Source organism: Streptomyces sp. RLA131 (assembly GCF_056270125.1).
Genome location: NZ_JBWDOQ010000002.1, coordinates 2,800,497 through 2,822,091, shown reverse-complemented (window position 1 = coordinate 2,822,091; position 21,595 = coordinate 2,800,497). Strand labels below are relative to the sequence as shown.

The following is a 21,595-nucleotide window of genomic DNA, read 5'->3' as shown; positions in this document are numbered from 1 at the left end:
CCCGCCCGTCGGCCGGGGCCCGCCCGCCGATCAACCGCTCCCTGTCCGGGCAAAGTTGTCTCGTACCACGGCGTTTATATGTGGCCCCGGAGACCTACGCTTGTGGTATGGCCGGTCCTGGAGACCCACCTGAGGGGAACCCCGAAGGCGTTCCGGGGGGAGGTGGGGATGACGAATACCGATCCGTCGTCTTCGACGAATCGTTTGTCCGTGCTGCCCGGATACAGGAGTACTCGGCCAGGGAACGGCTCGACGGCACGGCCCGGGCCGTGCGCATCCGCCGCTTCTGGTCCCGTGGCGGAGCGCCCCGCCAGGCCCTGATCCTGGTCCTGCTGATCGCGATGGCCTTCGGCACCGCCATCTACCTGGGCATACGTAATCCGTACCAGCAGCCGGCCGTCTCCGCCGCGGACCCGCTGCGGATCACCCTGATCCCGCTCGCCCCCACCAGCACGGTGTCCGCTGTCGACAGCGGGCAGCCCTTCGACGGCAGCCGCTCCGCCGACTACCGCACCGGCGCCGCGGGAATCACCCTCCCGGCCGCACACCGCACCGGGCATTTCAGCGAGGACCAGGTCATGGAGGCGCTGAACGGCGCCAAGGACTACCTGGTCGCCTCCATGATCGATCCCGGCGCGCTGACCGGCGGCGATGTCCGCACCGTACGGAATCTGCTCACTCCCGGGCAGCTGGACCAGTTCGACCGCAGCCTGGAGCGGCCCGCCGACGACGGCCGGTACGCGGCGACCGGCTGGCTGGTGCGCTTCGACCCGACCCGGATCAGCCTCGCCGATCCGCAGGTGCGGGTGCGCGGCAGCATGGCTGTGACCGAGGTCGGTGACGACCTGCTGGAGGTGGCCACCGACCACACCCTGGTCTACGCGGTACGCGACGCCAACACGGCGACCGCCCCGGTCTCGCTCTTCACCGTCCGGCGTGAGCTGCGGATCCGCTTCGACCGGGACGACCTGCGGGACCGCCATGTGGAGGTGGTGCAGTCCGCCACCGAGGCCGGGCCGCTGTCCTGCACCACCTCGGCCGCGGGCTACTTCCAGCCGATGCTGGCCGGGCGCCGGCCGCAGCCCCAGCCGGGCACCGACCCGTACGACCACGAGCACCAGCTGACCTCGGTCTGCGGGGTGCTGGCTCCCGAGGTCCGGATCAGTCCTCAGGCGTCCCGGACGACCCGGACGACGGCGGCGAGTCCTGCGGCGGCGAGTCGGACGACGGCGAGTCGGACGACTGCGAGCCCGGCGAAGACGAGTCCTGCTGGCTGGAGCCGGAGCCCGTCGTGGACGACGCCCCGGTGAACCGGTCGCGCAGCTTCCCGCCGAGATCCCCGGCACCGGAGGATATGTCGGTGATCAGCCGCATCAGCGGGTCCTTGCTGCTCTTCACCGTCTCGGCGTAATGGTTCGCCGACTCCTTCCAGGCGTCGGAGACCGAGGCGTCCTTGTCGTCGTCGCGCCGCGGGTAGTGGCCGTCCATGATGCGCTGGAAGTCCCGGCCGGCCTCCCACTTCTTCAGCTCGGCGGCCCGCACCGTGGTGAAGGGGTGGGTGCGCGGCAGCACGTTGAGGATCTTGAGTACGGAGTCGCGCAGGTCGCCGGCGGACTCGTACTCCTCGGCCTGCTTGAGGAACGCGTCGACATTCATCTCGTGCAGATGGTTGCCACCGGCGATCTTCATCAGACCGCGCATCGAGGCCCGCAGATCCTGGCCGACCAGCAGTCCGGCCCGGTCCGCGGAGAGCTCGGACTTGCGGAACCACTCGCGCAGCCCGGTGACGATCGCCATGATCGCCAGCGTGCCCAGCGGGATCCACGCCACCCGCACCGCCAGGTTGGTCAGGAAGAGCAGGATCGTGCGGTAGACCGCGTGGCCGGACAGGGCGTGCCCCACCTCGTGCCCGACGACGGCCCGCATCTCCTCCTCGTCGAGAAGCTCCACCAGGCCGGTGGTGACGACGATGATCGGCGCGTCGAGCCCGATGCACATCGCGTTGGGCTGCGGATCCTGCGTCACGTACATCGCGGGGACCTTCTCCAGGTCCAGGATGTAGCAGGCGTCCCGCAGCATGTCGTTGAGATGGGAGAACTGCTGGTCGCTCACCCGGACGGAGTCGGAGAGGAAGAGCAGTCTCAGGCTGCGCTCGGGGAGCAGGCCGCTGAGCGCCTTGAAGACCGTGTCGAAACCGGTGAGCTTGCGCAGCGCCACCAGGGCCGAACGGTCGGCGGGGTGCTCGTACGTCCGTGAGGAGATGCCCGGGAAGCGGCGGCGGGTGCGCCCCGGCAGATTGTTCGGCTCGTTCGAACCGCTCGGACCGTTCGACTCGGACATATTGGCCTGACCCCCTGATTGCCAATCGGTACACACTGAGGACGCGCGAAGCCCGCGCGAAGTTCCCCCGGGCCCGCCCGTACGATGTCGCCCATGACTTCATACGCGGCCGCTGCCCTCGCCACCCTCGCCGAGAGCGAGTCCGGCAATGTGAACCACGAGAGCCTCAACCCGCTGCTGACCGGTGGTGGCGCCCTGTTCGTCCTGCTTCTCCTGCTCTGGATTACTACGCGTTTCAACAGGGACCGCTGAAGCGGGTAGCGCCCCCGGCAAGTGCAAGTAGGCTCTGCACGCATGGGAGAGCAGGCACAGCCGGTGAAGAAGCGGCTCGGCGTGATGGGTGGCACGTTCGACCCCATCCATCACGGTCACCTGGTGGCCGCCAGTGAGGTCGCGAGTCTGTTCCACCTCGACGAGGTGGTCTTCGTACCGACCGGCACTCCGTGGCAGAAGAGCGACCAGGTGGTCTCGCCCGCCGAGGACCGCTACCTGATGACGGTGATCGCCACCGCGTCCAACCCGCAGTTCTCGGTGAGCCGGATCGACATCGACCGGCCGGGGCGTACGTACACCATCGACACCCTGCGGGACCTGGCCGCCGAGCACGGCGAGGCCGACCTCTTCTTCATAACGGGTGCCGACGCCCTCTCCCAGATCTTCTCCTGGCGCGACGCCGAGGAGCTGTTCTCGCTGGCGCACTTCATCGGCGTGACGCGCCCCGGCCACACGCTGGCCGACCCCGGCTTCCCCGAGGGCGGGGTCTCGCTGGTCGAGATCCCCGCGCTGGCGATCTCCTCGACGGACTGCCGGGGCCGGGTGGGCAAGGGCGATCCGGTCTGGTATCTCGTGCCCGACGGCGTCGTGCGCTACATCGACAAACGCAGGCTGTACCGGTAACCGGTGGAGGGGTCCACGTGAACGACGCACACCCTCGTTGGCAGTACGCCGAGGGACAGGAGCCGTATCCGCAGGACCCCTACCCCCAGCCCCGGCACTCCCCGTCGCAGGACGCTTACGGACAGCAGCAACAGCAGGAGCAGCAGGAGCAGTACACCTACGGCGACGGCGGGTACGGCTACGACCCGTACGCCCAGCCCCAGCCCCAGCAGCCGGACCAGTACCAGCAGCCCGAGCAGGGCTATGCGGAGCAGCCGTACTACCCGCAGGAGCAGCAGTACCAGGGCTACATCCCCCAGCAGCCGCAGTACGAGCAGTACGAGCAGTACCCGCAGTACGAGCAGCAGCAGCCGCCGCAGCCGCAGCAGCAGCCCGCGCAGGCCCAGCCGCAGGCGGCCCCGGCCCCGCCGCACTACGGGGAGGCGCCCCCCGCACCCCCCGGCCCCGGCCCCGGTCAGGACTACGGGACCGAGCAGTTCGCCTTCGTCGACGAGGACGACGAGGAGTCCGAAGAGGTCATCGACTGGCTGAAGTTCACCGAGTCCCGCACCGAGCGGCGTGACGAGCGCAAGCGCCGCGGCCGTAACCGCGTGGTCGGCCTGGTCGTGGTGCTCGCGCTGGTGGCGGTCGGCGGCGTCGGCTACCTCTGGCAGGCCGGGAAACTCCCCGGGTTCGGCGCCACCGAGACCACCGGCACGACGGCGAGCGGCGCCCAGAAGCGCGATGTGATCGTGCTCCACCTGCGGCCGGTCGACAGCGACGAGACCTCGACGGCGCTGCTGGTGAGCAACTCCACGACCAAGCGCGGTACGACGGTCCTGCTGCCCAACTCCCTTGCCGTCAGCACCGATGACGGTGACGCCACCACCCTCGCCAAGTCCGTCGTGGACGACGGCGCCACCCCCACCCGTGAAGGCCTGGACAACCTCCTCGGCACCCGTATCGCGGGTACCTGGCGGCTCGACACGCCGTATCTGGAGCTCCTCGTCGACTCGCTCGGCGACATCATCGTGGACACCGACGCCACCGTGAAGTCCAAGGGCAAGACCCTGGTCAAGGCCGGCAAGGACCAGGAGCTCAACGGCAAGGCGGCGGTCGCGTACGCCACCTACCGGGGCAGCGGCGAGGCGCAGGCCAAGCAGCTCATCCGCTTCGGGCAGGTCATCGAGGGGCTGCTGAAGAAGTTCCCCAGCAGCACGAGCCTGGGCGTGAAGACGATCCAGACGCTCAACGCCATCCCGGACCCCTCCCTGAAGGAGAAGGAGCTGGGAGCCAGCCTGTCGGCCCTGGCCGAGCAGGCCAAGACCGGGGCGTACTCCACGGCCGCGCTGCCGGTGCAGACCGACGGCACGCTCAGCGCGAAGGCGACGCAGAGCGTGGTCAAGGACGTCCTCGGCGGCACGGTCACCAACAACAGCGTCTCCGGCATACCGCGGATCAGCGTCAAGAACGCCACCGGTGACCAGGGCGCCACGCTCACTGCGCAGGCGGCCGTGGTCAACGCCGGCTACACCTACGTACCGGCCGGCACCGGCACCGTCCAGGCCGCCTCGCAGGTCCTGTACGCCGACGCCGGAAGCAAGGCCGACGCGCAGGAGGTCGCCAAGACCCTCGGCCTGGCCGCCAAGGTGGTCAAGAAGGGCAAGAGCGCGTCCAACGCCGACATCACCGTGGTACTCGGCACGGACTACAAGGGCTGAGTGTGCGCCCGCGCTGTGCCGCCGCCCCGGGTGCGGGGCGGCGGCACAGCCCCGCGAACCCGCACCCGGCGCCGCCGCGCCGCCGATAACCCGTCGGAGACTGTCCGTGGACCGTGAGACCCTGGATACACAGACGTCCCCGATCCGAAAGCCTCACCTGTGACCGCCACGGACCGCTCCATCGAGCTCATCAAGAACGCCGCGCAGGCGGCCGCCGACAAGCTCGCGCACGACATCATCGCCTACGACGTCAGCGACGTCCTCTCCATCACGGACGCGTTCCTGCTGGCCTCCGCGCCCAACGACCGCCAGGTGAAGGCCATCGTCGACGAGGTCGAGGAGCGGCTGCTCAAGGAGCTGGGCGCCAAGCCGGTCCGCCGCGAGGGCGACCGCGACGCGCGCTGGGTACTGCTCGACTACGTCGACATCGTCGTCCACGTCCAGCACTCCGAGGAGCGGGTCTTCTACGCCCTGGAGCGGCTCTGGAAGGACTGCCCGGAGCTCGACCTGCCCGAGGACGCGCTGGCGACCCGTGGCAAGGCCACCGAGCACGCCCGCTCCCTGGCGGCGGCCGACGAGGACGGGGACTTCAACTGAACGGGCAGCTCCGCGGCCGCGGCCGCCGGCTGGTGCTGTGGCGGCACGGCCAGACCGCGTGGAATCTCGAAGGCCGCTTCCAGGGCACTACCGACATTCCCCTCACCGAGACCGGTCTCGCGCAGGCCAAGCGTGCCGCCCGGCTGCTCGCCGCCCTCAAGCCGGACGCGGTCATCGCCTCCGACCTGCGGCGCGCCGCGCACACCGCGGCCGAGCTGGCCGCCCTCACCGGCCTTGACGTGGCGCACTACGAGGGCCTGCGGGAGACCTACGCGGGCGAGTGGCAGGGCCTCACGCACGACGAGATCACGCGGCGCTTCGGCGAGGAGTACGCGGCCTGGAAGCGCGGCGAGCCCGTGCGGCGCGGCGGCGGCGAGCTGGAGACCGAGGTCGCCGACCGGGCCGCCCCGGTCGTCCTCGCCGCCGCCGACAAGCTGCCGGACGGCGGCACCCTCGTCGTCGTCAGCCACGGCGGGGCGATCCGCACCACCATCGGGCGGCTGCTCGGCCTGGATCCGTACACCTGGGAAGCGCTCGGCGGCCTGTCGAACTGCTGCTGGTCGGTGCTGTCCGAGGGGGCGCGCGGCTGGCGTCTTCAGGAGCACAACGCGGGCTCGCTGCCCGAGCCGGTGCTCGGCGACGACGACTGACCTCGATTTCGGGATTCGGGCTGTGACCGGCTAAGCTTCTACTCGTTCACCGGGCCGAAAGCCCTGGGAACAGCGGGGCTATAGCTCAGTTGGTAGAGCGCTTGCATGGCATGCAAGAGGTCCGGGGTTCGAATCCCCGTAGCTCCACGAGTACGAGAACGAGGCCGGTAGGTGTCCGCGGGAAACGCGGAGAGCTACCGGCCTCGTCGTTGTGCCGGAGGGTGCTGGACAGGCCGGGCACGGAGCCGCGGGACCAGCCGCCGGGAGAGCGCCGGGACTGCCGCGGGGTCTGCCGCGGGGGCGTTCTCGCGGGCGATCTGCGAGAGCGGGCGGGCGTGTACCGGGCATCCGAGCAACGGGTCGTCCATGCCGCGCAGTCGGGCGACGCGCAGCCGGCTCTCCTCGTCGATGGGGGTGTAGACCACGATGCGGTGCTCGGGCATGCCGTCGATGGCCAGCGAGACGGACGTCAGCCGGATGTGGCCCACCGAGGCGTGCTGGATGAGCTTCATCCGCCGCCCCGCCGGGGCCACGTCGCCGCTGGCCCACATCCGGTCGAACTCCGGGCTCTCGCGGATCATGCGCTCGATGAAGGACTCCCAGACGGGCTCGCCCACATGGCGCCCGTACGAGCCGCGCAACTGGGCCACCATGCGGGGCAGTTCCTCGGCGCGGTTGAGGAACGCCGAGCAGCAGGGCGGCCCGGTGAAGAGCCGCAGCAGTACGTTGGAGTCGCGGCGCCCGGCGATCCGTACCGCGGGGAACAGGTCCCGGTACGCGGCGTTGCTGGCCCGGACGTCGTAGCGCGCGTTGTAGACCACCGCGCACAGCGGGTCGAGGGAGTCGATGATGCCCTGCACCTCCGCGCCGACCGGCTCGGCGTCGGGGATGTCGTCCGCGACGAAGGGCACCCCGGCGAGCCGGTAGAGGTGCTGCCGCTCGGTGACGTCCAGCCGCAGCGTGCGCGCGACGGCGTCCAGGACCTGGACGCTGGCGTTGATCGGGCGGCCCTGCTCCAGCCAGGTGTACCAGGTCACGCCGACCCCGGACAGCGTGGCGACCTCCTCGCGGCGCAGCCCCGGCGTACGGCGCCGCAGGCCCGGCGGCATGCCCACGTCCGCAGGGGTGATCCGGGCGCGGCGGCTGCGCAGGAAGGCGGCGAGTTCGTTGCGGCGCTCGGGCATGCGTTCATCGTGCCCCGGGTCCGGACCCCGCGCCAGGTGCTGCCGGTACCAGTGTCACGGGGCTCTCGGCACGGGTACCGGGCCGCCGTCAGGCTCGGCGGCATGACGAACTCCGTTCTCAGCCCGACGGCCTCCGGCCGGACCGGCACCGTCCGCCGGCCACCCGCCGGGCTGCTGCTCGGCATCATCCTCACCGGCCAGTTCATGGCCCTTCTCGACGTGTTCATCGTCAATGTCGCCGCGCCGACCATCCGTACCGACCTGCACGCCTCGGGCGCCGGGCTGCAACTGGTCGTCGCCGGATACACCGTCTCGTACGCCGTGCTGCTCATCACCGGCGCGCGGCTGGGCGACCTCCTGGGTCATCGCCGGGCCTTCCTCGCCGGGCTGGCACTGTTCACGGCCTCCTCGCTGGCCTGCGGACTCGCCTCGTCCACCGGGGAGTTGACCGGCTTCCGGGTCGTGCAGGGGGCCGGTTCCGCGCTGATGATCCCGCAGGTGCTGAGCCTCATCCAGCGCAACTTCACGGGCGAACGGCGGCTGCGGGCGCTGAGCGTGTACGCCGCGGTCCTCGCCTCCGGCGCGGCGCTGGGGCAGTCGCTGGGAGGGGTGCTGGTCAGCGCGGACCTGTTCGGGACCGGCTGGCGGCCGGTGTTCCTGGTCAATGTGCCCATCGGGCTGGCGATGCTGCTGCTGGCCCCGCGCGTGATCCCGCGCGACCGGCCCGGGGAGCCGGAGCGGCGGCGCGGACTTGACCTGCCGGGGCTGGTGCTGCTCGGCGCGGCCGTCACGCTGCTCACCGTGCCGCTCGTGCTGGGGCAGGAGGAGGGCTGGCCGCTGTGGGGCTGGATCTGCCTGGCGGCGAGCGTGGTGCTCCTCGCGGCCTTCGTGGCGCTGGAGGCCCGGCTAGCCCGTGGCGGGGGCGCCCCGCTGGTCTCCCCGCGGGTGCTGCGGGCGCCCGGTATGGGGCGGGCCGCCACCGTCATCGGGCTCACCATGGCGGTCAACGCGGGTTTCCTGTTCACCTTCGCGCTGCACCTGCAGAGCGGGCTCGGCGAGAGCGCCCTGCACACCGGCCTGACGTTCGCGGCCGCCGCGGTGACCTTCGGGCTGGTCGGCCTCTACTGGCGGCGGCTGCCGCACCGCCTGCACGGCGTACTGGCCCCCGCCGGGCTGCTGCTCGCGGCGGTCTCGCTGGCCGGGCTGGGGCTGGTCCTGCGCGACGGCGGGCAGCACGAGGCGGGGGTGCTGACGGCACTGGCCGGTCTGGGCGCCGGTCTCGGCTGCGGCTTCGGCCCGCCGCTGACACAGGCGCTGGGCCAGGTCGCCCCCGCCGACGCGGCCGACGCCAGCGGGCTGCTGGCCACGGTCACCCAGCTCGGCCAGCTCATCGGCGTCGCGACCTTCGGCACCCTGTTCCTGAACCGGCTGGCGGTGGCCGGCCCGCACCCCTCGGCGCACGCGATGGCCGTGACGGCCGCCGCGCTCACGGCGGCAGCGGTGGCCGGCGCGGTCGTGGGCGGGCTCCGCCGCCGTGGTCAGCGGGCGGCGTAGGCGTACCGCGGGTGCGACGCCGGGTACCGGGCGGGCGGCCGTCGGCGCCAGGCCCGGACGGTGACCACGGCGGCGACCACCAGGAACACCGCGCCCCCGGCCGGGTAGAGGGCGGACAGCGCCATCTGGCCCACGGACTGGTGAAGTTCGTCACGGTGCCCGGTGGCGTGCGGGACCAGCCACAGGGCGAACGAGCAGTACAGCAGCCCGGCCACGACCGCCCCCGCCGTCCACCGCCGGTCGTGCCGGCGTACCGCCTCCGTGGCGAGCAGCAGCACCATCGGGACGGCCCAGACCCAGTGGTGGGACCAGGAGACCGGGCTGACGATGAGCGCGGTGACCCCGCAGGAGACGGCGGCCCAGGCGGCGTTGTGCGGCAGGCGGTCACCGGCCAGCAGCGCGCCGACCGCCACCGCGAGGCCCGCGCAGGCGACCGCGGCGGCCGGCAGCAGCCACCAGCTCGCCGGATCGCCGGTGTGCAGCGCGCGGGCCATGACGCCGCGCAGCGACTGGTTGGCGGTGTCCTCGCCGTTGCCGGCCCGGTCGGCGGCGAACATGATCTCGGTCCAGAAGCGCCTGGAGTCGTGCGGCACCGCCACCGCGGCCAGCGCCACCGTGCCCGTGAAGGTGCCGGCCGCCACGGCGGCCCGCCGCAGGTGCACGTTCCAGCCACGGCCGCCACGCCGCAGGCGCCGTACGGCCAGGGCGGTCCCCGCGAGCGCCAGGAAGACCGCGAACAGCGCGGGGGTGAGCTTGATCCCGGCGGCGATCCCGATGCCGGCCCCCGCCCAGCGGTGGTCCGCCCTCCGGGTCAGGTCCCACAGCACCAGGACGGCGAGCAGCAGATTGATCTGCCCGTACCGCAGCGTCGTCCACACCGGCTCGCACCACACCGCGCCGGCGGAGACCGCGAGGGTCACCGCCGCGCGCGGCAGCCGCGCCGGGCGGCCGAGCAGCCGCAGCGACAGATGCACCAGCGCCACCAGCAGACCGAGGTTGCCCAGCGTGGCCGCCGTGCGCATGGTGCCGACGCCCACCCAGGTCAGCGGGATGAACAGCAGCGCGGCGAACGGCGGATACGTGGTCGGCAGCCGGGCCGCGGTGGCCCGCATGTCGTACAGGTCGGCGCCGGTGCGCACGGTCCAGCCCTCGGCCCGGTAGACCATGACGTCGAGCATCGTGACGTGCGCGGCGCGCTGCGCCAGCCAGAACCCCGTGAAGGAGAGCCCGCACACCAGGGCCGCGACCAGGGTGGGGCGTCGCACGATGAAGGTCCGCGCCGCCCTGAGGAGAAGAGGGTCGGCGATCGGCTGCGTCGCGGTCACGGTGCGCGGCTCCTGTGGTCCGGTTGAATGGCGCGATGAGGACGGTGTAAGGGGCACAGGTGCCCGACACTACCTTCAAGCACCCTGACGCCCACAGGGAACGAAGAGGTTGCGTCGCCGCCTCGCGCGCCTCCCCGGAAACGGATTTGGCCAAACCCCGGAGCAGCCCGTAATGTATGCGGAGTCGCCGGGGAGACCCGGGCAGACGGCGCGCGGGGCTATAGCTCAGTTGGTAGAGCGCTTGCATGGCATGCAAGAGGTCCGGGGTTCGAATCCCCGTAGCTCCACAAGTACGAGGCCGGTAGGTGTCCGAGGACACCTACCGGCCTCGTCGTTTCCGGGTTTCCGGGTTTCCGGACTTCCGGACTTCCGGGCTCCTGGATCACTCGGTCGCGGGGCCACCGGACGCCGACGAGCCCCGACCGCGTGAAGTGCGGTCAGGGCTCGCTCCGGTCTGTTCCGCGCGGTGCGCGGCGGGGGCTACCGACGGCCCGCCTCCTCCACGCGCAGCGCGAGCGCCGGGCACCGCCGTACGGCGCGCTGCGCCTGGCCGGTGAGGTGGTTGGGGACGCGGGTGCCGGCGATGTCGGGGTAGCCGTTGCGGTCCAGGCGGACGATCTCGGGAAGGATGCCCGCGCAGAGGCCGTGACCCTTGCACAGGGTCCAGTCCACGACGAGCTTCTGGTTGGAGGGGCCGGAGCCGGCGCCGCCGCCCTTGCCGCCGATGGGCTCGGAGCCGAGCAGCGGCATGACGCCCTTGACCGGGCGGCCGCAGCCGCCGCCGAGTACGTGTGCCGCCAGGTCGTCGGTGAAGGCGCCGATCGAGGACATGACGAAGCGCATCGAGCCGTCGGGGTGCTTGCACACACCACGGCCCTTCACGCCCATCGCGACCTTGCGCAGCTCCTCCAGGGCGCCCTGGCCGCCGCCGTTGAGGACGTCGCGCAGCAGCGAGGCCATCGCGGGCAGTCCGAGCTTGCACGGCCCGCACTGGCCGGCCGTCTCGCCGGCCAGCCACTCGGCGACCTTCAGGGACTCGCCGAGCGGGCACAGTCCCGGGTCGAGCGGCAGCAGCGCGCCCGCGCCGAGCGTGGCCTTGTGGGCCTCCAGGCTCTCGCGGGCGATGGTGACCATGGAGGCGACCGACGGGTCGATCCAGCCGCCGTGGTACCCGCCGACCAGGACACCCTGGCCGACTCCGGCGCCGCACATCTGCAGGATGTACGACATCGGCACGCCGGTCGGGCACTCCACGACCATCTGGCGGGGCACCGATCCGGAGACCGTGAGCATGGCGGTGCCCGGCTCGCCGGCGACGCCGGTCGAGCCGTAGCGGATCGCGCCGAGGCGGGCACCGATGGCGAGTTGGGTGAAGGTCTCGGTGTTGGAGAAGAGTGTGGGGGCGCCGTCGACGCCGGCCTCGCTGGCGCTCACCTTGCGGCCGGGCGGCAGCGGGGTGCCGCCGTTGGCGGCGGAGATGATCGAGGAGGACTCGCCGGACACGAAGCGCTCGGGCATCCGGACGATACGGGCCCGCAGCGCTTTGCCGCGCCGGTCGCCGAGGCCGCGCTCGGCCATCGCGTCGCGCACCGAGGCCTCGTTGGTGTCGCGGGTGACGGCGACGATCAGCTGCGAGGCGCCGATCACCTCGGCGGCCAGCAGGGCCCCGTCCAGCATCAGATGGGGCGCCCTGCGCAGGATCGTCGCGTCCTTGCGGCAGGCGGGCTCGCCCTCGGAGCCGTTGACCACGACGACCGGCCGTACGCCGGAGCGCCGCACGTTGTCCGCGACGGAGCTGAGCTTCTTGTGGAACGGGAAGCCCGCGCCGCCCTTGCCGCGCAGGCACATCAGCTCGGCCAGATCGGTCAGTTCGCTCTCGGTCATGCCGGAGGGCATGGAACCGTGCACCGACAAGTGCGTGACCCGGTCGAGGCGCTCGACCTCGTCGAATCCCGCGGTGACCCGCGGCAGTCCGACGGCGCGGACCTCGGGCAGCACGTCGCCGCTGCCGGTCGCGGCTCCGCGGACGGCCGGCAGGTTGTCGGGGCGGGGACTCATCGCTGGCCTCCGTTGTAGTACGGGCCCGGGGACTGGGCCTGAGAAGGCTGCTGCCAGTTGACCGGCTGGAGCCGGTCGGCACTCACATCAGCGGACTCACCGTACGGCACCTGGGGCGGCATCTGCGTTCCGTAGGGCGGGGTCTCGTAATAAGGGGGCATTTGGTCCGGTATGGGAGGCAGTTGCGCGGTGGCGTCGGAGGCCAGCGGCTGCGCGTAGACCGGCGGCAGGCCGGCCAGGGAGTCCGCGGGCGGGGCGACGGGTGGGAAGTTCGGCAGCGGGGGCAGCGGGTCGGTGTACGCCAGCGGGACACCGTCGTTGCGCCGGTTGGGCTCGGCGCGGCGGGACCGGTTGCGGCTCCCCTGGGGGCTCAGGCCGCCGGTGCCCGACGCGGAGGGGCGGGACTGGAAGAGGTTCTGGCCGCGCGTCGCGCGCAGGCGGATGATCAGCGCGATGGCGACCGCCACCAGAGCGAGGACGTACATCACCACGAACTGGGTCTTGGCCGCGCGTCCGGCGCTCAGCCCATGCACCAGGGCCGTGCACCAGGAGGCGTACGAGGTGCAGTGCAGGATCCGCCAGCGCACCGGGTGGCGGCGCTCGGCGAACGCGCTGCGCAGCGCGCCGGTCACGGCGGCGAGGATCATCGTGTACGAGGCGAAGGTGCCCAGGAAGATGAGGAACGCCTGTCCGGTGAGGCCCGCCGGCGCGAAGGCCTGGAACAGCGTGGCATGGCCCTCGGAGACCTTGACCGAGATGTGCACGATGAGGAAGCAGACAGCGGCGACACCCAACCCCCGGTGGATGCCCTGCGTCATGATCCGCTGGCGCGGGCCGAGAATGAGCTCGTCGGTGGAGACCAGGCCCCAGATGACGGTCGAGGTCAGTGAGACCAGGCAGAGCACGCCGACACCGAAGTCGAGGAAGACGAGGAACTCCCCGCTCGCGGTGGCGCCGAGGGCGATCAGCAGGGCGCCGACGACACCGACGGCGAGCAGGCGGGGCAAGGGGGACGAACGGAGAGCCTCGGGACGGGGAGCGTCGCCGCTTTGCTCTTGCGCAAGAGGGCGGCTCCCGCGGCGGGAGTTCGAACGTTGAGGGAGGGGGCGCATGCGCAAGACGCTATGCAGGACCACCCGTGAGTGTGAGGGTTTTAAACAACCTCGCGTGTGGGTCATTACGAACTGCTAACGTTGGTCGGATCAGCATGCGGAATCGTGCCGGTTTGGGCGGGGGGTCGAACCGGTCGTGAACCGCGGCTGTGCCGGCGGCCGACCGGGGGCCGGTCGAGGGGATCGCCGGCCGGGGGAGGGGTGCAGGGTTTTCCCTCAGATGTGCTCCCAAGTGGCCACTTGGGGCTTTCTTGGCAATTCCATTCCTCTGGCATGAACAGTTCACCGTAAGAGTGACGCCCTGACGATCCGTCTCGCAGGGGGTTTGATGAGCTCTTCACGCTCCAGAAAACGGCGTACCGGACTGGCCCTGGCGGCTTCGCTGCCGCTGGCCGCCGGTGCGCTGGCGATGGGAATACCCAGCGCCCAGGCCGACACCGCCGCCCACACCCGCGACGCGCTCAGCGGCACCAAGCCCGCCTGGGCAACGGCCAAGGCCGACAAGGGAACCACCGCCGACTCCAAGAAGGTCACCGCCCGGGTCTACCTGGCAGGCCGCGACGCCGACGGCCTGGCGGCCTACGCCAAGGCCGTGTCCGACCCGAGTTCGAGCCTGTACGGCAAGTACCTCACGGCGAAGCAGGCCAAGGCCCGCTTCGGAACGACCGCGGCGCAGGTCACCGAGGTCAAGGCCTGGCTCAAGTCCTCCGGCCTGACCGTGACCGGCACCACCTCGCGCTATGTGACGGTGACCGGTGAGGTGGCGGACGCCGAGAAGGCGTTCAGCACCTCGCTCCACAACTACAGCAAGGGCGGCAAGACCTACCGCGCGCCCTCGAAGACGGCCTCCGCGCCCGCATCCCTGGACGGCGCGGTCCTGACCGTCACCGGCCTGGACAACGCCCCGCACGTGGTCAAGCACGACGACACGCTGCCCGGCCCGAGCGCGGTCTTCAAGAACTCCGGGCCGTTCTCCTCGTACTACGGCTCCAAGACCGCGAGCAGCCTGCCGTCCGCCTACGGTTCCAAGCAGCCGTACGCGGTCAAGGGCTACACCGGCACCCAGCTGCGCGGGGCCTACGGCGCGAAGAAGGCCAACACCGGCAAGGGCGTCACCGTCGCGATCACCGACGCCTACGCCTCGCCGTACATCGCCAAGGACGCGAAGACCTACGCGGCCAAGAACGGTGACGCGGGCTACGCCAAGGGCCAGCTCACCCAGGTCAACCCGGACTCGTACCAGTACACCGAGGAGTGCGACGCCTCCGGTTGGTATGGCGAGGAGACCCTCGACGTCGAGGCCGTGCACGGGGTCGCGCCCAAGGCCGACATCACCTACGTCGGCGCCGCGTCCTGCACGGACGAGGACCTGCTCGACTCGCTGACCAAGATCGTCGACAACCGGCTCGCCGACATCGTCTCCAACTCGTGGGGCGAGGCCGAGGAGTACGACTCGGCGGCCCCGCTCTACGACGCGATCTTCCAGCAGGGCGCGGTCGAGGGCATCGGCTTCTACTTCTCCTCCGGTGACAACGGCGACGAACTCGCCAACACCGGTACCGTGCAGGCCGACGCGCCCGCCAACTCCCCCTGGGTGACGGCGGTCGGCGGCACCTCGCTGGCGGTCGGCAAGAGCGACAACTACAAGTGGGAAACCAGCTGGGGAACCACCAAGTCGCTGCTCTCCGCCGACGGCACCAGCTGGGCCTCGCTGCCCGGCACGTACTCGTACGGCGGCGGTGGCGGCACCAGCAAGATCTACGACCAGCCGTTCTACCAGCGCGGTGTGGTCCCCGACTCGCTGGCCCTGGCCAACGGCGGCACGACCAAGCAGCGTGTCATCCCGGACGTCTCGGCCGTCGGTGACCCGCAGACCGGCTTCCTGGTCGGCCAGAGCCAGACCTTCCCGGACGGCTCGGTGCAGTACAGCGAGTACCGCATCGGCGGCACCTCGCTCGCCTCGCCGGTCTTCGCCGCCGTCCAGGCGCTCGCCCAGCAGGCCCAGGGCGGCGTGCCGATCGGCTTCGCCAACCCGTCGATCTACAACAAGTACGGCACCTCGGCCTACCACGACGTCACCGACTTCCCGCTGGGCGCGGGCAAGCGGATGGCCGTGGTCCGGGTCGACTACGCCAACGGCCTCGACGCCGCCGACGGCACCATCACCTCGCTGCGCAGCCTCGGCCGGGACAGCTCGCTGTCCGCGGTCGTCGGCTACGACGACGCCACCGGCGTCGGCAGCCCGGCGAGCGGCTACCTCAAGTCGTTCGTGCGCCACGGGCACGGCCACCGGCACTAGGTGATCACCGGTGATCACCAGGTGATCGCCAGGTGATCGCCGGGCGATCGCCGGGCGACACGGGCCCGTACCGAGGTGCATACCTCGGTGCGGGCCCTTCCCGCTCTGCGGTAACCTGGGGCCATGCGTGCCGTACGCCTTCTGCTTAGCGGGCCGCGCTGACGAGGATCGGCCAAGGATCGGCCAAGGATCCAGTCAGTGGCGGCGTCCCCTCCTGTGCGAGGGGTTTTTTCGTTTCCGCAGGAATTTCCGCAGGCACATCGATGGAGTACCGAGGACGATGAGCGAGACCACCTCCGCCGCTGAGACGGCTGCGCCCCACCGCTACACGGCTGCGCTGGCCGCCGAGATCGAGAACCGCTGGCAGGACTTCTGGGACGCGGAGCAGACCTTCGCCGCCCCGAACCCCAGCGGCGACCTGGCGGGCGACGGCGAGCTGGCCAAGCCCAAGGCCTTCATCATGGACATGTTCCCGTACCCCTCGGGTGCCGGACTGCATGTCGGCCACCCGCTGGGCTACATCGCCACCGACGTGTTCGCCCGGTTCCGGCGCATGACCGGCCACAACGTGCTGCACACCCTGGGCTTCGACGCCTTCGGCCTGCCCGCCGAGCAGTACGCGGTGCAGACCGGCACCCACCCCAGGGTGTCCACCGAGGCCAACATGGAGAACATGAAGGCCCAGCTGCGCAGGCTGGGCCTGGGCCACGACAAGCGCCGGTCGTTCGCCACCATCGACCCGGACTACTACCGGTGGACCCAGTGGATCTTCCTGCAGATCTACAACTCCTGGTACGACGAGGCCGCCGGCCGGGCCCGCCCGATCGCCGAGCTGATCGCCGCCTTCGCCGACGGCTCACGCCCCACCCCGGACGGCCGTGACTGGGCCTCGCTGAGCCCCGCCGAGCGCGAGGACGTGCTGGGCGGCCACCGGCTGGCGTACGCCTCCCAGTCGCCGGTCAACTGGTGCCCCGGCCTGGGCACCGTGCTGGCCAACGAGGAGGTCACCGCCGACGGCCGTTCCGAGCGCGGGAACTTCCCGGTCTTCAAGGCCAACCTGCGCCAGTGGAACATGCGCATCACCGCCTACGCCGACCGCCTGCTGTCCGATCTGGACGCCCTGGACTGGCCCGAGGCGATCAAGCTGCAGCAGCGCAACTGGATCGGGCGCAGCGAGGGCGCGCGCGTCGACTTCGCGGTCGAGGGCCCGGCCGGCTCCGCCGAGAAGATCACCGTCTTCACCACCCGCCCCGACACCCTGTTCGGCGCCACCTACATGGTGCTGGCCCCCGAGCACCCGCTGGTCGACGCCGTTGTCCCGGCCACCTGGCCCGAGGGCACCCGCGAGGCCTGGACGGGCGGTGCGAGCACCCCGGCGGAGGCCGTCGAGGCGTACCGCAAGCAGGCCGCCTCCAAGTCGGACGTCGAGCGGCAGACCGAGGGCAAGAACAAGACCGGCGTCTTCAGCGGCGCCCACGCGGTAAACCCGCTCACGGGTGCGAAGATCCCGGTCTTCGTCGCCGACTACGTCCTGATGGGCTACGGCACCGGCGCGATCATGGCCGTCCCCGGTCAGGACGAGCGCGACTGGGAGTTCGCCACCGTCTTCGAACTGCCCATCATCCGCACCGTGCAGCCGCCCGAGGGCTGGGAGGGCGAGGCCTACACCGGCCAGGGCCCGGCGATCAACTCCGCCAACGACGAGATCGACCTGAACGGCCTGGACGTCGCCGAGGCCAAGCGCCGTGCCATCGCCTACGTGGAGCAGCGCGGCATCGGCGAGGGCACCGTCAACTTCCGCCTGCGCGACTGGCTGTTCAGCCGCCAGCGCTACTGGGGCGAGCCCTTCCCGATCGTCTACGACGAGGACGGCACCGCGCACGCCCTGCCCGAGTCGATGCTGCCGCTGGAGCTGCCCGAGGTCGAGGACTACTCCCCGCGCACCTTCGACCCGGACGACGCGGACACCGAGCCCGAGACCCCGCTGTCGCGCAACGAGGACTGGGTCAACGTCGAGCTGGACCTGGGCGACGGGCGCGGCACGCGCGCGTACCGCCGGGAGACCAACACCATGCCCAACTGGGCCGGTTCCTGCTGGTACGAGCTGCGCTACCTGGACCCGCACAACAGCGAGAAGCTGGTCGACCCCGGGATCGAGCAGTACTGGATGGGCCCGGGCGAGGGCCGGCCGCACGGCGGCGTCGACCTGTACGTCGGCGGCGCCGAGCACGCCGTACTGCACCTGCTGTACGCGCGCTTCTGGTCCAAGGTGCTGTTCGACCTGGGGTATGTGTCCTCGGTCGAACCGTTCCACAAGCTGTTCAACCAGGGCATGATCCAGGCCTACGTCTACCGCGACGACCGCGGCTTCCCGGTCCCGGCCACCGAGGTCGAGGAGCGGGACGGCGGGTACTTCTGGCAGGGCCGGGCCGTCAGGCGCGAGCTGGGCAAGATGGGCAAGTCCCTGAAGAACGCCGTCACGCCCGACGAGATCTGTGCCGAGTACGGTGCCGACACGCTGCGCCTGTACGAGATGGCGATGGGCCCGCTGGACGTGTCCCGGCCCTGGGACACCCGGGCCGTCGTCGGCCAGTACCGGCTGCTGCAGCGGATCTGGCGCAACGTCGTCGACGAGGCGACCGGCGAGATCACGGTGACCGGGGCCGAGCCCGACGAGGCGACGCTGCGCGCGCTGCACAAGGCGATCGACGGCGTCACCCAGGATCTGGCCGGGCTGCGCTTCAACACCGCCATCGCCAAGCTCACCGAGCTGAACAACCACCTGACCAAGTCGGGCGGCCCGATCCCGCGTTCGGTCGCCGAGCCGCTGGTGCTGCTGGTCGCGCCGCTGGCCCCGCACATCGCCGAGGAGCTGTGGCGGCGGCTGGGGCACTCCGGCTCGCTGGCCCACACGGACCTGCCCGTCGCCGACCCGGCGCTGGTCCAGGACGAGACCGTCACCTGCGTCGTCCAGATCAAGGGCAAGGTCAAGGCCCGCCTGGAGGTTCCGCCGGGCATTTCCGACGCCGACCTGGAGGCCCAGGCGCTGGGTGAGCCGGCCGTTGTCGCGGCGCTGGGCGGGGCGGACATCCGCAAGGTCGTCGTGCGGGCGCCCAAGCTGGTCAACATCGTGACGTAACCCTTAGGGGCGGGTCGGGGGTTCCCCCGGAACCCCCGACCCACCCTGTGCGTTTACGGTGGACGTAGTCCACCGAGCTGAGGAGCCGCCGTGGAAATCGCCGTCACCGTGATCCTGCTGCTCTTCGCATCGCTCGTGACCGTCGGTGTCGTGGCCGCGGTGAAGACGGTGCGGGCGGTCAAGCGAGGTGTCGAGCGGACCGGACTGCAGGCCAGGCGCATGGTCGAGGACACCACGCTCCGCGCGCGCAGCGTCGCCCAGCCGGGACCGGTGGGGCGGCTCGCCGAGCTCCGGCTCGGCCTGCGCGCGTCGATCAGCAGCACCCGGGAGGCGCTGGAGTCCGACGCGTCCGCGGATGCCTCGCTGACCGAGGCCCTGGGACTGCTGAGCCGGCTGCGCGACCACGCCGCGCAGCTCGACGCCGAACTGAAGCTGCTGGAGCGCGAGCCGGACCGGGGCCGTATCGCCGCCCGGCTCCCCGAACTCGAGGAACGCACCAGGCGCATCACCCACTCCGCGGACTCGCTGCGCTGGGCCGCCCAGGACCGGGCCCGGCAGTTCGCCGACGACGACCTGGCGGCCCTGGGCCGGGAGATCGAGGTGGAGGCGGGCGCCCTGCGGCACTGGGCCCCCTCCGAGGTCCCGGCCCCTGCCCCGACCGCTGTCCCGGCCGCCGGCCCGGCTGCGCGGACCGAGGGAACCAAGGGAGCCAAGGGAGCCAAGGGGCAGGCGGCGAGGAAGCGGCTCGTCTGATCGCCCGGACCGGCGGCCCGGCGCCGGTCCGATGATCACACGGAAGGGCCCCGTACTGTCCTCGGCCTCCGACCACGGGTAACCTCCCGCACATGTCCTCCCATGTCGCTATCGTCACCGATTCCACGGCCTACCTGCCGCAGGAGGCCCTGACCCGGCACCGGATCACCGTGGTGCCGCTCGCGGTGGTGATCGGCGACGAGGCGCTGGAGGAGGGCACCGAGGTCTCCGCGCCCGCCGTGGCGCGCGCCCTTCAGCGCCGCAAGCCGGTGACCACCTCCCGGCCCAGCCCCGAGGAGTTCGCCGCCGCCTACCGTGCCGCCGCGGAGGCCGGCGCCGACAGCATCGTCTCCCTCCACCTGTCGGCCGAGTTCTCCGGCACGTACGACGCCGCTCTGCTCGCCGCCGGGGACGCCCCCGTACCGGTGCGGGTCGTCGACACGGCGATGGTCGCGATGGCCCTGGGCTTTCCGGTACTGAGCGCGGCCGAGACCGCCGAGGCGGGCGGTTCCGCCGACGACATCGTGGCCGCGGCGGAGAAGCGGGCCTCGGACACCTCGGCGTACTTCTACGTCGACACCCTCGACTATCTGCGCCGGGGCGGCCGTATCGGCGCCGCCCAGGCGCTGCTGGGCTCGGCTCTCGCGGTCAAGCCGCTGCTCCAGCTCGTGGACGGCCGCATCCAGCTGCTGGAGAAGGTCCGTACGGCGTCCAAGGCGCTGGCCCGGCTGGAGGAGATCGTCGTCGAGCGCGCCGGTAGCCGCCAGGTCGACATCGCGGTCCACCACCTCGCCTCGGCCGAGCGGGCCTCCGCTCTCGCCGATCGTCTGCGGGAGCGCGTTCCCGGGCTCGACACCCTGGTGGTGAGCGAGGTCGGCGCCGTCATCGGCGCCCACACCGGGCCGGGGCTGCTGGGCGCGGTCGTGTCGCCGCACTGACGGCCCGTGCGGACCGGACCGGGCCGGGCCGGGCCGGCCCGCCGAGGTCCGGCGGCCGGGGGCGCGGGGCGCGGGGCGGGGGCGGGGACTGGGGTTCGGGCAGGTTGTCCACAGGCTCTGATCCATGATCATCTCTGACGCGAGATTCTGCTTACCGTCGATGGCATGGCACCCACGCGAACCCTGCTCCGCAGGCACCCCGATCCGGCCGCGCTCCGCGAGCGTGCCGCCGCGCTCTTCGACCCACCACCCGTGCAGGCTCCGCCGGTTGAGCCCGAGTCGGCGAACCCCGTGCCTTTGTCCCCGCCCCTGCCCCGGGACAGTCCCGCCGGAACACCGCCCCCGGCCCCGCCCCCGGCCGGGTTACGGGCATGGCTGTGCGTACGGTGCGGGGTCGAGCCGAGGACCGTCGCGGCCCTGACCGTGGTGCTGGTGGCGGCGGTCGCCTTCGCGGCGTACCACTTCTGGTCGGGGCGGCCGGAGCCGGTGACGGTCCCGGAGGCGGCGGTGGAAGCCGTGCGGCCGGTGCCCTCGCAGGGGCCGCCGGTGCCGGCCGGGGCGCGGCGGGGCGAAGTCGTCGTCGATGTCACCGGCAAGGTGCGCAGGCCGGGCGTGCGCAGGCTCCCGACGGGATCGCGGGTCGCGGACGCGGTGAAGGCGGCCGGCGGCGCGTTGCCGGGGGCCGACACCGGCGCGCTCAACCTGGCCCGGCTCGTGGCCGACGGCGAACAGGTCGCCGTCGGCGTCCCGGTACCGGCGCCGGGGGCGACCGGCGCGTTGGTCAGCCTGAGCGCGGCCACCCCGGAGCAGCTGGAGACGCTGCCGGGCGTCGGCCCGGTCCTGGCCCGGCACATCGTCGACTACCGCACCCAGCACGGCGGTTTCACCTCGGTCGACCAGCTCGACGAGGTCACCGGTATCGGTGACCGGCGCCTGGCCGATCTCAAGCCGCTGGTCGTCCCATGACCGCGCCGGACGCCCTCCCGGCCCCGCGGCCCGCCGTCCACGCCACCGCCGCGTCCCCGCGTGGCGCGTCCCACCCCCACCAG

The 21,595-nt window shown here is 71.8% G+C and carries 16 protein-coding genes, 2 tRNA genes and 1 pseudogene; 14 read left to right on the top strand and 5 right to left on the bottom strand.

Features of this window, described 5'->3' with window-relative positions; translation table 11 throughout:
- Positions 1-107: 107 nt before the first annotated feature.
- Positions 108-1,094, top strand: a pseudogene (locus RWE79_RS13830) (SCO2583 family membrane protein); the annotation flags it as partial.
- Between the two features lie 67 nt (positions 1,095-1,161).
- On the opposite strand, the gene RWE79_RS13825 reads toward RWE79_RS13830, so the two are convergent.
- Complete coding sequence (locus RWE79_RS13825; protein WP_475940371.1) at positions 1,162-2,340, bottom strand: M48 family metallopeptidase; 1,179 nt, start codon at positions 2,338-2,340, stop codon at positions 1,162-1,164.
- A gap of 93 nt (positions 2,341-2,433) precedes the next feature.
- Between RWE79_RS13825 and RWE79_RS13820 the strand changes: the two genes are divergently transcribed.
- The 6 genes from RWE79_RS13820 (at position 2,434) to RWE79_RS13795 (ending at position 6,331) form a co-directional block, all read left to right on the top strand.
- Positions 2,434-2,592 carry a hypothetical protein gene (locus tag RWE79_RS13820; protein ID WP_475940370.1) on the top strand — a complete coding sequence of 53 codons (159 nt, stop codon included), beginning with the start codon at positions 2,434-2,436 and terminating at the stop codon, positions 2,590-2,592.
- Positions 2,593-2,634: 42 nt separating this feature from the next.
- The gene (nadD, locus tag RWE79_RS13815; RefSeq protein WP_475940369.1) at positions 2,635-3,237 is read left to right on the top strand and encodes a nicotinate-nucleotide adenylyltransferase; all 603 of its coding nucleotides are present in this window, start codon (positions 2,635-2,637) and stop codon (positions 3,235-3,237) included.
- A gap of 17 nt (positions 3,238-3,254) precedes the next feature.
- Complete coding sequence (locus RWE79_RS13810; RefSeq protein ID WP_475940368.1) at positions 3,255-4,937, top strand: LCP family protein; 1,683 nt, start codon at positions 3,255-3,257, stop codon at positions 4,935-4,937.
- Positions 4,938-5,096: 159 nt separating this feature from the next.
- Entirely contained in the window at positions 5,097-5,534 is a 438-nt protein-coding gene (rsfS, locus tag RWE79_RS13805; RefSeq protein ID WP_475940367.1) for a ribosome silencing factor, read from the top strand.
- Entirely contained in the window at positions 5,531-6,184 is a 654-nt protein-coding gene (locus tag RWE79_RS13800; RefSeq protein ID WP_475945793.1) for a histidine phosphatase family protein, read from the top strand. The genes rsfS and RWE79_RS13800 overlap by 4 nt, the downstream gene beginning before the upstream one ends.
- 74 nt (positions 6,185-6,258) lie before the next feature.
- A tRNA-Ala gene (locus RWE79_RS13795) sits at positions 6,259-6,331 on the top strand.
- Positions 6,332-6,378: 47 nt separating this feature from the next.
- Here the strand turns inward: RWE79_RS13795 and RWE79_RS13790 are convergent.
- Positions 6,379-7,368 carry a helix-turn-helix transcriptional regulator gene (locus tag RWE79_RS13790; RefSeq protein WP_475940366.1) on the bottom strand — a complete coding sequence of 330 codons (990 nt, stop codon included), beginning with the start codon at positions 7,366-7,368 and terminating at the stop codon, positions 6,379-6,381.
- Positions 7,369-7,470: 102 nt separating this feature from the next.
- Between RWE79_RS13790 and RWE79_RS13785 the strand changes: the two genes are divergently transcribed.
- Positions 7,471-8,922, top strand: coding sequence for an MFS transporter (locus RWE79_RS13785; protein ID WP_475940365.1), 1,452 nt, complete (start codon positions 7,471-7,473; stop codon positions 8,920-8,922).
- On the opposite strand, the gene RWE79_RS13780 is transcribed toward RWE79_RS13785, so the two are convergent.
- The gene (locus RWE79_RS13780) at positions 8,907-10,247 is read right to left on the bottom strand and encodes a glycosyltransferase 87 family protein (protein WP_475940364.1); all 1,341 of its coding nucleotides are present in this window, start codon (positions 10,245-10,247) and stop codon (positions 8,907-8,909) included. The two genes, RWE79_RS13785 and RWE79_RS13780, sit on opposite strands and share 16 nt — an antisense overlap.
- 214 nt (positions 10,248-10,461) lie before the next feature.
- On the opposite strand from RWE79_RS13780, the gene RWE79_RS13775 reads away from it, so the two are divergent.
- Positions 10,462-10,534: transfer RNA gene (locus RWE79_RS13775), tRNA-Ala, on the top strand.
- A 193-nt stretch (positions 10,535-10,727) separates the two neighbouring features.
- On the opposite strand, the gene RWE79_RS13770 is transcribed toward RWE79_RS13775, so the two are convergent.
- Both RWE79_RS13770 and RWE79_RS13765 read right to left on the bottom strand, forming a co-directional pair.
- On the bottom strand, positions 10,728-12,305 hold the full coding sequence (locus tag RWE79_RS13770) for an NADH-ubiquinone oxidoreductase-F iron-sulfur binding region domain-containing protein (protein ID WP_475940363.1): 1,578 nt from the start codon (positions 12,303-12,305) through the stop codon (positions 10,728-10,730).
- Positions 12,302-13,312 carry a cytochrome b/b6 domain-containing protein gene (locus RWE79_RS13765; protein ID WP_475940362.1) on the bottom strand — a complete coding sequence of 337 codons (1,011 nt, stop codon included), beginning with the start codon at positions 13,310-13,312 and terminating at the stop codon, positions 12,302-12,304. Before RWE79_RS13765 ends, RWE79_RS13770 begins: the two co-directional genes overlap by 4 nt.
- A gap of 433 nt (positions 13,313-13,745) precedes the next feature.
- On the opposite strand from RWE79_RS13765, the gene RWE79_RS13760 reads away from it, so the two are divergent.
- From RWE79_RS13760 to RWE79_RS13740, 5 genes are all read left to right on the top strand, one after another.
- Entirely contained in the window at positions 13,746-15,716 is a 1,971-nt protein-coding gene (locus RWE79_RS13760; protein ID WP_475940361.1) for a S53 family peptidase, read from the top strand.
- A gap of 280 nt (positions 15,717-15,996) precedes the next feature.
- Positions 15,997-18,855, top strand: coding sequence for a leucine--tRNA ligase (gene leuS, locus RWE79_RS13755; RefSeq protein WP_475940360.1), 2,859 nt, complete (start codon positions 15,997-15,999; stop codon positions 18,853-18,855).
- A 90-nt stretch (positions 18,856-18,945) separates the two neighbouring features.
- On the top strand, positions 18,946-19,608 hold the full coding sequence (locus RWE79_RS13750; protein WP_475940359.1) for a hypothetical protein: 663 nt from the start codon (positions 18,946-18,948) through the stop codon (positions 19,606-19,608).
- A gap of 92 nt (positions 19,609-19,700) precedes the next feature.
- Entirely contained in the window at positions 19,701-20,546 is an 846-nt protein-coding gene (locus RWE79_RS13745; RefSeq protein WP_475940358.1) for a DegV family protein, read from the top strand.
- A gap of 165 nt (positions 20,547-20,711) precedes the next feature.
- Entirely contained in the window at positions 20,712-21,512 is an 801-nt protein-coding gene (locus RWE79_RS13740) for a ComEA family DNA-binding protein (protein WP_475940357.1), read from the top strand.
- Positions 21,513-21,595: the final 83 nt, after the last annotated feature.